The sequence below is a fragment of the Enterobacter cloacae complex sp. SHL012 genome (assembly GCF_049237505.1).
Taxonomy (GTDB): Bacteria; Pseudomonadota; Gammaproteobacteria; order Enterobacterales; family Enterobacteriaceae; genus Enterobacter; species Enterobacter kobei.
In genome coordinates this window covers 74,413-89,153 of the sequence record NZ_JBMKIZ010000007.1, presented here as the reverse complement: position 1 = coordinate 89,153, position 14,741 = coordinate 74,413, and the positions used below count along the sequence as shown (strand labels likewise).

The window sequence follows — 14,741 nt, the reverse complement described above, 5'->3', positions numbered from 1 at the left end:
TCATGGTTAGATTAGAGAAGAACGATCCCTTAATGTTGGCACGCCAGCTACCATTAAAAACGGTTGCCCTGATACTTGCGGGCGGGCGTGGTACCCGTCTGAAAGATTTGACCATCAAGCGCGCCAAGCCGGCCGTTCACTTTGGTGGTAAGTTCCGCATCATCGACTTTGCGCTCTCCAACTGCCTGAACTCAGGCATTCGCCGTATTGGCGTCATTACGCAATATCAGTCGCACACGCTGGTTCAGCATATTCAGCGCGGCTGGTCATTCTTCAGTGAAGAGATGAACGAGTTTGTCGATCTCCTTCCTGCTCAGCAACGTGTTCACGGCGAGAACTGGTATCGCGGGACGGCGGATGCGGTGACGCAGAACCTCGACATCATTCGTCGCTATAACGCGGAATACATTGTGATCCTCGCCGGGGATCACATCTACAAGCAAGATTACTCCCACATGCTCATCGACCACGTCGAAAAAGGGGCGCGCTGCACCGTGGCGTGTCTGCCGGTGCCCGTTGCCGAGGCGACGGCGTTTGGCGTGATGCATGTGGACGCCGACGATAAAATCATCGACTTCGTCGAAAAACCGGCGAACCCGCCAACCATGCCGGGCGATGACACCAAATCCCTCGCCAGCATGGGGATCTATGTCTTTGATGCAGATTATCTTTATGAGCTGCTGGAAGACGACGACAAAGACGAAAACTCCAGCCACGACTTCGGTAAAGACATCATCCCGAAAATCACCAAAGCTGGCATGGCGTATGCACATCCTTTCCCGCTGTCCTGCGTGCAGTCAGACCCGAATGCCGAGCCTTACTGGCGCGATGTGGGCACGCTGGAAGCGTACTGGAAAGCGAACCTCGATCTGGCCTCAGTCACGCCTGAGCTGGATATGTACGACCAGAACTGGCCGATTCGTACCCACATGGAATCCTTGCCGCCGGCCAAATTCGTGCAGGACCGCTCCGGCAGCCACGGTATGACGCTGAACTCGCTGGTCTCTGGCGGGTGCATTATCTCCGGTTCGGTGGTGGTGCAGTCCGTGCTGTTCCCGCGCGTGCGGATAAATTCATTCTGTAATATCGATTCGGCGGTCTTATTGCCGGATGTCTGGGTAGGGCGTTCGTGTCGTCTGCGTCGTTGCGTGATCGACCGCGCCTGCGTCATCCCTGAGGGGATGGTCATCGGTGAAAACGCGGAAGAAGACGCGCGTCGTTTCTACCGTTCGGAAGAGGGGATCGTGTTAGTCACACGGGAAATGTTGCGGAAGCTGCAGATCAAACAGGAGCGATGATGCAGGTTTTACACGTATGTTCTGAGATGTTCCCGTTGTTAAAAACGGGCGGTCTGGCGGATGTTCTTGGTGCATTACCGGCGGCACAAATCGCCGGAGGCGTGGATACCCGAGTCCTGCTGCCTGCCTTCCCGGATATCCGGCGCGGCATTCCTGATGCAAAGGTTGTGACCCGCCGTGAGACGTTTGCCGGACGCATCACCCTGCTGTTTGGACATTACAATGGCGTAGGGATTTACCTGATCGACGCGCCACACTTATACGACCGACCGGGCAGCCCGTATCACGATACGAACCTGTTCGCCTATACCGACAACGTGCTGCGCTTTGCGCTGCTCGGTTGGGTCGGGGCAGAAATGGCGACGGGGCTTGATCCGTTCTGGCGTCCGGATGTGGTGCACGCGCACGACTGGCATGCCGGGCTGGCTCCGGCGTATCTCGCCGCGCGCGGTCACCCGGCAAAATCGGTCTTTACGGTGCATAACCTCGCCTATCAGGGGATGTACTACGCGCATCATATGAATGACATCGATCTGCCATGGTCGTTCTTTAACATGCACGGGCTGGAGTTTAAGGGGCAGATTTCGTTCCTGAAGGCGGGGCTGTACTACGCCGATCACATCACGGCGGTCAGCCCAACCTATGCGCGAGAAATCACCCAGCCGGAGTTTGGCTACGGCATGGAAGGGCTACTGCAACAGCGCCATCGGGAAGGCCGCCTGTCGGGCATTCTGAACGGCGTGGATGAACAGATCTGGAGTCCGGAAACCGATCTCTTGCTGGCGGCACGCTATGGTCGCGATTCCGTGGAAGACAAAGCGGAAAACAAACGCCAGCTGCAGATTGCAATGGGGCTGAAGGTCAACGACAAAGTGCCGCTCTTCGCGGTGGTGAGCCGCCTGACCAGCCAGAAAGGGCTGGACCTGGTGCTGGAGGCGCTGCCCGGCTTGCTCGAGCAGGGCGGACAGCTGGCGCTGCTCGGCGCAGGCGACCCGGTGCTGCAGGAAGGTTTCCTCGCGGCGGCAGCGGAACACCCGGGGCAGGTGGGCGTGCAGATTGGTTACCACGAGGCATTTTCGCACCGCATTATGGGCGGCGCAGACGTCATTCTGGTGCCAAGCCGCTTCGAGCCCTGCGGCCTGACGCAGCTCTATGGCCTGAAATACGGCACCCTGCCGCTGGTACGCCGCACGGGCGGGCTGGCGGATACGGTGTCCGATAGCTCACTGGAAAACCTGGCGGACGGTATCGCCAGCGGGTTTGTTTTTGAAGACAGTAATGCCTGGTCGCTGCTTCGGGCGATTCGGCGTGCTTTCGTCTTGTGGTCCCGTCCGTCGCTGTGGCGTTACGTACAACGTCAGGCGATGTCCATGGACTTTAGCTGGCACGTTGCGGCGCAGTCGTACCGCGATCTTTATCAACGCTTGATGTAACGAGGCGAAGTTACTGATATGAATGCTCCATTTAGCTACTCTTCACCCACGCTCAGCGTTGAGGCGTTAAAGCACTCCATCGCCTATAAGCTGATGTTCACCATCGGGAAAGATCCGGTCATCGCCAACAAACACGAGTGGCTGAACGCCACTCTGTTTGCGGTGCGCGACCGTTTAGTTGAACGCTGGCTGCGATCAAACCGCGCCCAGCTCTCGCAGGAAACGCGTCAGGTTTACTACCTGTCGATGGAATTTTTGATTGGCCGCACGCTCTCCAACGCGCTGCTGTCGCTCGGCATTTACGACGACGTTAAAACCGCCCTCGAAGAGATGGGGCTGGATTTAGAAGAGCTGATTGACGAAGAGAACGACCCAGGCCTCGGCAACGGCGGCCTGGGGCGTCTTGCCGCCTGCTTCCTCGACTCGCTGGCGACCCTGGCGCTGCCGGGACGCGGGTACGGCATTCGCTACGACTACGGCATGTTCAAGCAGAACATCGTCGACGGGCGTCAGAAAGAGTCGCCGGACTACTGGCTGGAGTATGGCAACCCGTGGGAGTTCAAGCGTCACAATACCCGCTACAAGGTGCGCTTTGGCGGGCGTATTCAGCAGGAAGGTAAAAAATCCCGCTGGGTGGAGACCGAAGAGATCCTGGCCGTGGCCTACGACCAGATCATCCCCGGGTATGACACCGATGCCACCAACACGCTGCGCCTGTGGAGCGCCCAGGCCAGTAGCGAGATTAACCTCGGTAAATTCAATCAGGGTGACTATTTCGCCGCGGTGGAAGATAAAAACCACTCTGAAAACGTGTCCCGCGTGCTCTATCCCGATGACTCAACCTACTCCGGCCGCGAGCTGCGCCTGCGCCAGGAGTATTTCCTCGTCTCGGCGACGATTCAGGATATCCTCAGCCGCCATCACCAGCTGCACAAAACTTACGCCAATCTGGCGGAGAAAACCGCGATTCACCTCAACGACACGCACCCGGTGCTCTCTATTCCAGAGCTGATGCGTTTGCTTATCGACGAGCATAAGTTCAGCTGGGATGAGGCATTCGAAGTGACCTGCCAGGTGTTCTCGTACACCAACCACACGCTGATGAGCGAAGCGCTGGAAACCTGGCCGGTGGATATGCTCGGCAAAATCCTGCCGCGCCACCTGCAGATTATCTTCGAGATTAACGACTACTTCCTCAAGACGCTGCAGGAGCAGTACCCGAACGATACCGGCCTGCTGAGCCGGGCGTCGATCATTGATGAATCCAACGGTCGTCGCGTACGCATGGCCTGGCTGGCGGTAGTGATCAGCCACAAGGTAAACGGCGTGTCTGAGCTCCACTCAAACCTGATGGTGCAGTCGCTGTTTGCGGATTTCGCGAAGATCTTCCCGACGCGTTTCTGCAACGTGACCAACGGCGTCACGCCGCGTCGCTGGCTGGCGCTGGCGAACCAGCCGCTTTCTGACGTGCTGGATCAGAACATTGGCCGCACCTGGCGCACCGACCTGAGCCAGCTGAGCGAGCTGGAACAGCACATTGATTTCCCGACGGTGAACAAAGCCGTGCGCGAAGCCAAGCTGCTGAACAAAAAGCGTTTGTCGGTTTACCTTGCGCTGCATCTGAACGTGGTCGCCAACCCGAAAGCGTTGTTTGACGTGCAGATCAAACGTATTCACGAGTACAAGCGTCAGCTGATGAACGTGCTGCATGTGATTACCCACTACAACCGGATTAAGGCCGACCCGACGGCCGAGTGGGTGCCGCGCGTGAAAATCTTCGCCGGTAAAGCCGCTTCCGCCTATTACATGGCGAAGCACATTATCCATCTCATCAACGATGTGGCTAAGGTCGTCAACCTGGATCCGGATATTGGCGACAAGCTGAAGGTGGTGTTCATCCCGAACTACAGCGTAAGCCTGGCGCAGCTGATCATCCCGGCGGCGGATCTCTCTGAGCAGATTTCAACGGCGGGTACGGAAGCCTCCGGGACCAGTAACATGAAGTTTGCCCTCAACGGTGCGCTGACCATTGGCACCCTGGACGGGGCGAACGTTGAGATGCTGGAGCACGTAGGGGCTGAGAACATCTTTATCTTCGGGAACACCACGGAAGAAGTGGAGGCGCTGCGCAGAAAAGGCTACTCGCCGCGTGAGTTCTATGAAAAAGATGAAGAGTTACGTCAGGTACTGACGCAGATCGCGACCGGTGTATTCAGCCCGGACGAGCCGGGCCGCTATCGCGATCTGGTGGATTCGCTGATTAACTTTGGCGATCACTACCAGGTGCTGGCGGATTATCGCAGCTACGTGGACTGTCAGGATAAGGTGGACGAACTGTACCGTCAGCAGGAGAAGTGGACCAGTGCTGCGATGCATAACATCGCCAATATGGGGTATTTCTCGTCCGACAGGACCATCAAGGAGTATGCCGAGACGATCTGGCATATTGATCCGGTGAGGCTGTAAAAACAAAGCCCGGTGGCGCTGCGCTTACCGGGCCTTCGGGATCGAGTAGGCCGGGTAAGGCGGAGCCGCCACCCGGCTTTTTTTCAATTACGACGCTAACGACAGCTCACGCTTTCCCGCATGCTGCTGCAGCCACTGCGCCACACGCGACTGCTGTTCGGCATTCAGCCACATCCCTTCTTTGGTACGGCGCCAGATGGCGTCGTCCAGGCGGCGAACCCACTCGTGCTCGACCAGGTAACGCAGCTCGGCTTCGTACAGCTCGTGACCGAAATGCTCGCCCAGATCCGCAATGTCCTTCGCATCACCGAGGAACAGCTCGGTATTACTGCCGTAGGTGCGGGCGTAGTGGCGCGCCATGCCTTCGGTAATGAACGGGAAGCGACGGCGCAGCTTCGCGGCATAATCGTCGCGGTTGTCGCCGATATCACCGCCGGGCAGTACCGCGCCTTTGGTCCATGCCGGGCCAATGCCCTTATAGTACGGGGCCAGTTTTTCCAGCGCGTGCTCCGCCAGCTTGCGGTAGGTGGTGAGCTTGCCGCCAAACACCGACAGCAGCGGCGCCTGGCCGTCTACGTCGTGAATATCGAGCGTATAGTCGCGGGTGATGGCCTGCGGTGAGTCAGACTCGTCATCGCACAGCGGACGCACGCCGGAGTAAGTCCATACCACGTCATCGCGGGACAGCTGTTTCTTAAAGTGTGCGTTATACACTTTAAGGAGGTAGTTCACTTCGCTCTCGTCGATCTCAACGTTTTTCGGATCGCCTTTGTACTCCACGTCGGTGGTGCCGATGATCGAGAATTCGTCCATCCACGGGATCACAAACACGATGCGCTTATCTTCGTTCTGCAGAATGTACGCTTGTTTTTGCGTGTGTACGCGCGGCACCACAATATGGCTGCCCTTGATCAGGCGGATGCCGTACGGCGAAGGCAGATGCATGCCGTCGTCGAAGAACTGCTTCACCCACGGACCGGTGGCGTTCACCAGACCGCGCGCTTTCCAGCTGAATTTCTCGCCGGTATCAATGTCTTCTGCTTCGACGATCCACAGGCCGTTTTCACGACGCGCGGCGGTAGCGCGGGTACGGGTTTTCACCTCTCCACCTTTCTTCTCCACCATCTGCGCATTCGCCAGCACCAGACGTGCATCGTCCACCCAGCAGTCGGAATATTCGAAACCGCGCACGATTTCAGGCTTCAGGACCGATTCTGAGCCAAAACGCAAACCGTTCGAACCCGGCAGGCTGGTGCGTTTACCCAGATGATCGTACATAAACAGACCAATTCGGATCATCCACGCCGGACGCAGGTGCGGGCGATGGGGCAGACGGAAACGCATCGGGATCGCCAGATGCGGCGCCATTTTTAGCAGCACTTCACGTTCGGCCAGCGCTTCACTGACCAGGCGGAATTCGTAGTGTTCCAGGTAGCGCAGGCCACCGTGGATCAGCTTGGAGCTGGCGGACGACGTCGCGCAGGCGAGATCGTTAGCTTCCAGCATCAGCACGGATAAACCGCGTCCTGCGGCATCGACCGCAATACCGGCACCGTTGATGCCACCGCCTATCACAATCAGATCTTTGGTTTCCATAACACCCTCATGCACTTTCGTTAAAGCTCAAAAATGTTCGATATCGCTCATAATAGCAAAGGAACGCGCTTTTGGTAACATCAAAAAAACAATTTAGAGTGATATGGATAACATAATGGCGTTTACCCGCCGCCAGGACGTACACTACGGGGTAAAATTGTGTCGTTGACCCCTGTAAAGAGAACACCATGGATCAGTTTGAATGTATTAACGTAGAAGAAGCCCATCAGAAGATGCACCAGGGAACGGCGGTGCTGGTGGATATCCGCGATCCGCAGAGTTTTGCGATGGGCCATACGCCGGGCGCGTTCCATCTCACCAACGACACGCTGGGCGCGTTTATGCGCGATAACGACTTCGATACGCCGGTGATGGTGATGTGTTACCACGGCAACAGCAGCAAAGGCGCGGCGCAGTATCTGCTTCAGCAGGGCTACGACGCGGTGTACAGCGTCGACGGCGGCTTCGATGCCTGGCATCGTCATTTCCCGGCAGAAGTGGAATACGCCTTTGAGCGCTAATCCCGCTATACTGTTCCCTTTTGTGTGGAAATAAGCGACCGCTGCCCATGTTGATGATCACCTCTTTTACGAATCCGCGCGTCGCCCAGGCGTTTGTCGACTATATGGCAACGCAGGGCGTTATTCTGACCATTCAGCAACATACGCAGACCGATGTCTGGCTGGCCGATGAGAGCCAGGCCGGGCGGGTAAACGAGGAGCTGGCGCGTTTTCTTGAGAATCCTGGCGACCCGCGCTATCTGGCGGCAAGCTGGCAATCCGGCCAGACGGGCAGCGGATTGCATTACAGTCGTTTCCCTTTTCTTGCCACTATTCGCGAGCGCGCAGGGCCGTTTACGCTGCTGCTGATGGCCGCCTGTATTATCGTCTTCATTATCATGAACGTGGTGGGCGACCAGAGCGTGATGATCGCCCTGGCGTGGCCGTACGACCCCTCTCTGGAGTTTGACGTCTGGCGCTACTTCACCCATGCGCTGATGCACTTCTCAGTGATGCATATTCTCTTCAACCTGCTGTGGTGGTGGTATCTCGGCGGGATTGTCGAGAAGCGACTCGGCAGCGGTAAGCTGATCGTGATCACCGTGATTAGCGCCCTGTTGAGCGGCTACGTGCAGCATAAATTCAGCGGCCCGTGGTTCGGTGGGCTGTCGGGCGTCGTCTACGCCCTGATGGGCTATGTCTGGCTTCGCGGAGAGCGCGACCCGGAAAGCGGCATCTATTTACAACGCGGATTAATAGCCTTTGCGTTAATATGGCTAATTGCCGGATGGTTTGATCTGTTTGGTATGTCTATCGCCAATGGTGCGCACGTCACCGGCCTGGCGGTCGGGCTGGCAATGGCGCTTGCCGACACGCTCCATGCGCGAAAACGAACATAATTCTCAGGGATAATTGATGAAACAAACACAACGTCATGACGCCATTATCGAACTGGTCAAAAAACAGGGATACGTCAGCACCGAAGAGCTGGTCGAGCAGTTTGCCGTCAGCCCGCAAACGATCCGTCGTGACCTGAACGATCTGGCCGATCAGAACCGTATTTTGCGCCACCACGGCGGGGCGGCGCTGCCGTCCAGCTCGGTCAACACCTCCTGGCATGACCGTAAAGCCACGCAGACGGCGGAAAAAGAACGCATAGCCCGTAAAGTGGCGAGCCAAATCCCAAACGGGGCGACGCTGTTTATTGACATCGGTACCACGCCGGAAGCGGTTGCTCACGCGCTGCTGGATCACGAGAACCTGCGCGTGGTCACTAACAACCTGAACGTCGCCAACACTCTCATGCAGAAAGACGATTTCCGGATCATCCTCGCCGGTGGTGAACTGCGCAGCCGCGACGGGGGCATTATCGGTGAAGCGACGCTCGACTTTATCTCTCAATTCCGCCTCGACTTCGGCATTCTGGGGATCAGCGGTATCGACAGCGACGGCTCGCTGCTGGAATTTGATTACCACGAGGTGCGCACCAAGCGCGCGATTATTGAAAATTCACGCCACGTGATGCTGGTGGTGGACCATTCGAAGTTTGGCCGTAACGCGATGGTGAACATGGGCAGCATCAGCATTGTGGATGCGGTCTACACCGACGCGATGCCGCCAGCGGGCGTGATGCAGGTGATTAAAGATAATAATTTGCAGTTAGAATTGTGCTAGGAATTGTGTCGGGTGGCGCTGCGCTTACCCGACCTACAAAACCCCGTAGGCCCGCGCAAGCGTAGCGCCGCCGGGCAAGGAATTACACGCCATACCCCATCATCTTCAAGAGCTGCTGCGCATGCTGCACCGCATCCTGACGATGCGCCACACCCAGCTTCTGATACAGATTACGAATGTGCGTTTTGATGGTGGTCGCCGCCACCGCCAGCTCACCGGCAATCTGCTCGTTGCTGTAGCCGGAATAGATCAGCCCCAGCACCTGCCATTCCCGCTGGGTGAGCGGGCTGGTGCGAATAAGCTCCGGCACTTCCGGATGGTTTAGCAGACGTTCAACGAAGTTCTCATCAAAATGCGCAAATTTGTGGCGATGATGCTGGTTAATCTCGCGCAGAATACGCTGAGCACGATGCTGATCCAGCTCCGGCAGGGTATTCAGCTGAATCAGCTGGCGCAGCTGTTGCGCCATCACTTCACCTTCAATCACAAAGTGGCTGATAAACCCGGTACGGTTCGCCAGCTGCAGCGCTTCCAGCAGCACGCGCTGGGCGTCATTTTTGCGTCCCGCCTGCCAGTAAAGCTGGTTAAGCAGCAGCAGGTTGCGGTTCAGATCGCTCATCAGGCGCAGGCTACGGGCGTTTTCGTTTAACTCTTCCAGTACGATCTCGGCAGGCTCGAAGTCACCCAGCAGGATCTGCACGCGGGCGATGTTGCGCCACTGGCTTTGCAGGAAGTGGTTATTGGCAAACTCTGGTTTTGGCGTATGACGCAGCCAGTTGGCGGCGGATTTTTTATCCCCCGTCATCTGCCAGTAAATCACCCGGACCTTATCGGCGTTTGACACCCAGTCGCTGTGGTACTGGCCGTTGCCGAGCAGGTTTTCCAGACGGTTAAGGTGATTGCGGGCGTTATCAAGATCGCCGCGCGCCAGCGAGCACTGCACCAGCAGCGCCAGGCACTGCAACTGCTGCTGCGGCTGGAAGCCAGAGAGCACGTTCACACCCTGACGGGCGCAGCTTTCTGCTTCATCGAGGCGTGACCATGCCCACAGCAGCTGAGCGCGAATGCGCAACAGGAACTCGTGCATCGGCAGCTGTTCCAGATGCTGTTCACGAATCAGCTGGAACGCTTTTTCCTGATTTTCCCAGGCAGCCTGCAGGAACCCCTGAGCGAATAAAATTTCACTTTGCTGAATCAGACTCCACAGGGCGTAGTGCCACACATCATGGCGGCGCGCCATCTGCTCGGTTTGCTGCATCAGGGAAAGGGAGCGCGTCAGCTCGCCCTTGCAGTGCAGTACTTCCCCGTGTACCGAGGTCGCCACGATGCGGCTGTAGAAATTAGCCAGCGGCAGTTCATCCAGCGCGACCATCGCCAGCCGTTCCGCTTCATCCGGGTCGCCGTCGTTAATTGCGACCTGCGCCCGCAGGGCGTTAAATTCGCCGTGCAGGGTGGTATCCATTTCACTTTCCATCTCCTGCTCGGCACGCGCCAGCAGGGTATTGACCTCACTGTAGCGGTGCTGGCTTTGCATCAGCCAGGCCTGCAGCAGAACCAGACGCGGGTTCTCCAGCAGGCTCTCCCACGGCAGGGCTTTCAGCGACTCTTCCAGCAGCGTCAGTTCGCTGTGGTTAAACAGCCCCCACGCGTGGTTGAGCAGAATATCGCGCAGCATACTGGCGTCACCGGCAGCCAGCGCGTGGTGAATGGCCTCGCTCGGGAAGCCTTGCGCCATCCAGCTTTCAGCGGCGGCGCGATGGATTTCCGGCAGTTCTGTGGCAAGCTCCCACTGACAGCGCTGGCGCAGGAAGCTACCAAACAAGGGATGGTAGCTGAACCACTCGCCGGGATCGTCCATGCGTGTCAGGAACAGGCCCTGACGTTCAATCTCTTCCAGCTGTAACTGGCCGTTTTCACAGCCGGTAACGCGCACGATCAGCGCGTCGTTCATCGAACGCAGCAGGGAGCTTTTCAGCAGGAAATGACGGGTTGAAGGATCAACGCTGTCCAGCACCTCGTCCACCAGATAATCAGAGAGATGGCTGGCGTTGATACCGGCCAGACGCCGTGCCGACTGGTGTGTCGGGCTGTTGTTTTGCCGCGCAGAGAGGGCAATCAGCTGCAATGCCGTGGCCCAGCCCGCGACGTCATCGCACAGGCGGCTGCTTTCAGCGGCCTCAATCGGCGAGGTCAGGCGGCAGTCGAAGAACTGTTTCGCTTCCTGATGGGTAAAGGCCAACTGCTGGCTGCCAATCTCCAGCAGCTGATCGCGCACGCGCAGGTTGGCAATGCCCAGCTGTGGCAGGTTGCGCGACAGCACCACCAGGGTCAGGTTTTCCGGTTGATGGCGCAGGAAGAAACGCATCGACTCGTGGATAACCGGATTTGAAATCAGATGATAATCATCAATCACCACATAAAGCGGACGATGCCATTCAGCCAGTTCAATGAACAGCTGAGAGAAAAGGGAGGACAGGCTGGCGTACTGGCGCTTTTGCACCATCACCTCACTGGCGACGCAGTGTCCATTCGTGGCCTGTTGAATGGCAGCAATCAGATAGCTGGCAAAACGCTCTTGCTGGTTATCGCCCTCATCAAGGGAGTACCAGCCAAGATCGCTCTTACCTGCGGCCCATTGCGAAATGAGCGTTGTTTTTCCATAACCTGCAGGGCTCGTAACCAGCGCCAGTCGGAAATTATGCGCGCCGGAAAGTTTAGCCAGCAGACGCTCGCGGACCACTGTATGGTCGAGACGAACCGGGCGACTTAATTTAGACGGAATCAACATAGGTTTCACTTCACTGTGGGGAACGAGAGATTTTATTTTTTTTGCGCTTCGTAATTAATAGCTATAAGGTCGGACAGATAGAGAACTATTGCAAGTTATGTCTGGATTTGGTGGCTCTGAATTTGCACTCTGTCACAAAACATTCAGGCAGATGATGGAACTTTCCTGAAAGGGCTGTGACGCCGCGCCAGTGCTGGCTTGTATGGTTCTCTTGCGGTTATGCTGAAACTGGTTTCAGAAAGGGATAGTGACGCCAAATTTAATAAAGTCCGGGTAAAGTTCAGTGAGCTTAATAATCTCCTTAGATATGACCCAATTGCAGAAATATTATTCTACGTAAGTAATCATTTCAGCGCGGATTAATTTCGTCCGAAACTGCATTTCATTTCTTTGACATTCTTCCCGGTGACGTTTTCCTCTTCCGGGCACACTCAGGCTATGCTCTGAGAGTGGCCTCGATCACACTTTTATGCTCATCCCCGCTACTCCTCCCTGTCTAATCCCCCACAGGATGAGGAAGAGGTGAAATGAGCCAGGCACACTAGCGCCAACTTGTGTTTTCTTTCTAAAGGATGCCGATCCCCTATGTCACAGCCTACCTTCAACAAAGCTCAATTCCAGGCTGCCCTGACGCGTCAGTGGCAGCGTTTTGGCCTTCATGCTGCAAACGAGATGACGCCTCACCAGTGGTGGCAGGCGGTGAGCGGGGCGCTCGCAGAGCAGCTGGATGCTCAACCCGTGGCGAAGCCCGTCAAAGGCCAGCGTCACGTCAACTATATCTCGATGGAATTCCTGATTGGCCGCCTGACGGGCAACAATCTGCTGAACCTTGGCTGGTATCAGGAGGTGGGTGATGTGCTGAAAGCGCACGACATCAACCTGACTGACCTGCTGGAAGAAGAGATTGACCCGGCTCTCGGTAACGGTGGTCTGGGTCGCCTGGCGGCCTGCTTCCTTGACTCCATGGCAACGGTTGGCCAGTCCGCCATTGGCTATGGCCTGAACTATCAGTATGGCCTGTTCCGTCAGTCGTTCGCTGATGGTCACCAGATGGAAGCGCCAGATGACTGGCACCGCAATACCTACCCGTGGTTCCGCCACAATGCGCAGCTGGACGTGCAGGTCGGCATCGGTGGGAAAGTCACAAAGCAAGGCCTCTGGGAACCGGCTTTCACCATCACCGGTGAAGCCTGGGATCTGCCGGTGCTTGGCTACCGTAACGGCGTGGCGCAGCCGCTGCGCCTGTGGCAGGCGAAGCACGCTCATCCGTTCAACCTGACCAAATTCAACGACGGCGATTTCCTGCGTGCCGAGCAGCAGGGTATCGACGCCGAGAAGCTGACCAAAGTCCTCTACCCGAACGACAACCATCTGGCGGGTAAAAAACTGCGTCTGATGCAGCAGTATTTCCAGTGCGCCTGCTCCGTGGCGGACATTCTGCGCCGTCATCACCTGGCGGGCCGCAAGCTGGCACAGTTGCCGGACTTCGAAGTGATTCAGCTCAACGACACGCACCCGACCATCGCCATTCCTGAACTGCTGCGCGTGCTGATCGACGAGCATCAGCTGAGCTGGGATGACGCCTGGGCGATTACCAGCCGCACCTTCGCCTACACCAACCACACCCTGATGCCGGAAGCGCTGGAGTGCTGGGATGAGAAGCTGGTGAAAGCGCTGCTGCCGCGCCATATGCAGATCATTAACAAGATTAACGATCGGTTTAAAACCCTGGTGGATAAAACCTGGCCAGGCAATAAAGCGGTCTGGGCGAAGCTGGCAGTGGTCCACGATAAGCAGGTTCGCATGGCGAACATGTGCGTGGTGAGCGGCTTTGCGGTGAACGGCGTAGCGGCCCTGCACTCGGATCTGGTGGTTAAAGATCTGTTCCCGGAATATCACCAGCTGTGGCCGACCAAATTCCACAACGTGACCAACGGCATCACGCCGCGTCGCTGGATCAAGCAGTGCAACCCGCTGCTGGCCGATCTGCTGGATAAGACCCTGAAGAAAGAGTGGGCCAACGATCTGGACCAGCTGATCAACCTGGAAAAATACGCGGATGACGCGAAGTTCCGCGAGCAGTACCGTGCCATCAAGCTGGAGAACAAAGTTCGTCTGGCGGCGTTTGTGAAAGCGCGCACCGGGATTGAGATCAACCCGAATGCCATTTTCGATATCCAGATCAAGCGCCTGCATGAGTACAAACGTCAGCACCTTAACCTGCTGCACATCCTGGCGCTGTATAAAGAGATCCGCGAGAACCCGCAGGCCGACCGCGTGCCGCGCGTGTTCCTGTTCGGTGCGAAAGCGGCACCGGGCTACTACCTGGCGAAAAATATCATCCTCGCCATTAATAAAGTGGCGGCGGCGATCAACAACGATCCGAAGGTGGGCGACAAGCTGAAGGTGGTGTTCCTGCCGGATTACTGCGTCTCGGCGGCTGAAATGCTGATCCCGGCGGCGGATATTTCCGAGCAGATCTCGACCGCAGGGAAAGAGGCCTCCGGCACCGGTAACATGAAGCTGGCGCTGAACGGTGCGCTGACCGTTGGCACGCTGGACGGTGCGAACGTCGAAATCGCTGAGCAGGTCGGTGAAGAGAATATCTTCATCTTCGGTCATACCGTGGAAGAGGTGAAAGCCATCAAGGCCAAAGGCTACGACCCGGTGAAATGGCGTAAGAAAGACAAAGTGCTGGATGCGGTGCTGAAAGAGCTGGAGAGCGGTAAATACAGCGACGGTGACAAGCACGCGTTTGACCAGATGCTGCACAGCATGGACAAGCATGGCGGTGACCCGTATCTGGTGATGGCCGATTTCACCGCCTATGTGGACGCGCAAAAGCAGGTCGACGTGCTGTATCGCGACCAGGACGCGTGGACCCGGGCATGCATTCTGAACACGGCGCGCTGCGGTATGTTCAGCTCTGACCGCTCAATCCGTGATTATCAGGCTCGTATCTGGCAGGCAAAACGCTAAGGAAGCG

The 14,741-nt window shown here is 57.0% G+C and carries 9 protein-coding genes; 7 read left to right on the top strand and 2 right to left on the bottom strand.

Annotation, left to right across the window (positions count from 1 at the left end; genetic code table 11):
• Positions 1-2: 2 nt before the first annotated feature.
• Genes glgC through glgP form a run of 3 tightly spaced genes read left to right on the top strand, consistent with a single transcriptional unit; the run spans position 3 to position 5,197 of the window.
• On the top strand, positions 3-1,298 hold the full coding sequence (gene glgC, locus ACOTY9_RS19445; protein ID WP_023337914.1) for a glucose-1-phosphate adenylyltransferase: 1,296 nt from the start codon (positions 3-5) through the stop codon (positions 1,296-1,298).
• Positions 1,298-2,731, top strand: a complete 1,434-nt coding sequence (glgA, locus tag ACOTY9_RS19440; protein WP_014885555.1) for a glycogen synthase GlgA — start codon at positions 1,298-1,300, stop codon at positions 2,729-2,731. Before glgC ends, glgA begins: the two co-directional genes overlap by 1 nt.
• 18 nt (positions 2,732-2,749) lie before the next feature.
• Positions 2,750-5,197 carry a glycogen phosphorylase gene (gene glgP / locus ACOTY9_RS19435; protein WP_014885554.1) on the top strand — a complete coding sequence of 816 codons (2,448 nt, stop codon included), beginning with the start codon at positions 2,750-2,752 and terminating at the stop codon, positions 5,195-5,197.
• Positions 5,198-5,284: 87 nt separating this feature from the next.
• Here the strand turns inward: glgP and glpD are convergent, their stop codons facing one another.
• Entirely contained in the window at positions 5,285-6,793 is a 1,509-nt protein-coding gene (gene glpD / locus ACOTY9_RS19430) for a glycerol-3-phosphate dehydrogenase (RefSeq protein ID WP_014885553.1), read from the bottom strand.
• A 188-nt stretch (positions 6,794-6,981) separates the two neighbouring features.
• Here glpD and glpE point away from each other — a divergent pair, with 188 nt between their 5' ends.
• Genes glpE through ACOTY9_RS19415 form a run of 3 tightly spaced genes read left to right on the top strand, consistent with a single transcriptional unit; the run spans position 6,982 to position 8,967 of the window.
• Positions 6,982-7,314 carry a thiosulfate sulfurtransferase GlpE gene (gene glpE, locus ACOTY9_RS19425; protein WP_014885552.1) on the top strand — a complete coding sequence of 111 codons (333 nt, stop codon included), beginning with the start codon at positions 6,982-6,984 and terminating at the stop codon, positions 7,312-7,314.
• Between the two features lie 47 nt (positions 7,315-7,361).
• Positions 7,362-8,192 carry a rhomboid family intramembrane serine protease GlpG gene (glpG, locus tag ACOTY9_RS19420; RefSeq protein WP_014885551.1) on the top strand — a complete coding sequence of 277 codons (831 nt, stop codon included), beginning with the start codon at positions 7,362-7,364 and terminating at the stop codon, positions 8,190-8,192.
• Between the two features lie 16 nt (positions 8,193-8,208).
• Positions 8,209-8,967 carry a DeoR/GlpR family transcriptional regulator gene (locus ACOTY9_RS19415; RefSeq protein ID WP_014885550.1) on the top strand — a complete coding sequence of 253 codons (759 nt, stop codon included), beginning with the start codon at positions 8,209-8,211 and terminating at the stop codon, positions 8,965-8,967.
• 82 nt (positions 8,968-9,049) lie between these two features.
• Here ACOTY9_RS19415 and malT read toward each other — a convergent pair whose 3' ends face one another.
• On the bottom strand, positions 9,050-11,755 hold the full coding sequence (gene malT / locus ACOTY9_RS19410) for an HTH-type transcriptional regulator MalT (RefSeq protein WP_014885549.1): 2,706 nt from the start codon (positions 11,753-11,755) through the stop codon (positions 9,050-9,052).
• Between the two features lie 585 nt (positions 11,756-12,340).
• On the opposite strand from malT, the gene malP reads away from it, so the two are divergent.
• Positions 12,341-14,734 carry a maltodextrin phosphorylase gene (gene malP / locus ACOTY9_RS19405; protein WP_047343549.1) on the top strand — a complete coding sequence of 798 codons (2,394 nt, stop codon included), beginning with the start codon at positions 12,341-12,343 and terminating at the stop codon, positions 14,732-14,734.
• Positions 14,735-14,741 lie beyond the last annotated feature (7 nt).

What these genes read in the sequence shown, in the direction of transcription:
- glpD (WP_014885553.1), bottom strand. Translation starts at nt 6,793, where the DNA reads ATGGAAACCAAAGATCTGATTGTGATAGGCGGTGGCATCAACGGTGCC.
- malP (WP_047343549.1), top strand. Translation starts at nt 12,341, where the DNA reads ATGTCACAGCCTACCTTCAACAAAGCTCAATTCCAGGCTGCCCTGACG.
- glpE (WP_014885552.1), top strand. Translation starts at nt 6,982, where the DNA reads ATGGATCAGTTTGAATGTATTAACGTAGAAGAAGCCCATCAGAAGATG.
- glgC (WP_023337914.1), top strand. Translation starts at nt 3, where the DNA reads ATGGTTAGATTAGAGAAGAACGATCCCTTAATGTTGGCACGCCAGCTA.
- malT (WP_014885549.1), bottom strand. Translation starts at nt 11,755, where the DNA reads ATGTTGATTCCGTCTAAATTAAGTCGCCCGGTTCGTCTCGACCATACA.
- glpG (WP_014885551.1), top strand. Translation starts at nt 7,362, where the DNA reads ATGTTGATGATCACCTCTTTTACGAATCCGCGCGTCGCCCAGGCGTTT.
- glgP (WP_014885554.1), top strand. Translation starts at nt 2,750, where the DNA reads ATGAATGCTCCATTTAGCTACTCTTCACCCACGCTCAGCGTTGAGGCG.
- ACOTY9_RS19415 (WP_014885550.1), top strand. Translation starts at nt 8,209, where the DNA reads ATGAAACAAACACAACGTCATGACGCCATTATCGAACTGGTCAAAAAA.
- glgA (WP_014885555.1), top strand. Translation starts at nt 1,298, where the DNA reads ATGCAGGTTTTACACGTATGTTCTGAGATGTTCCCGTTGTTAAAAACG.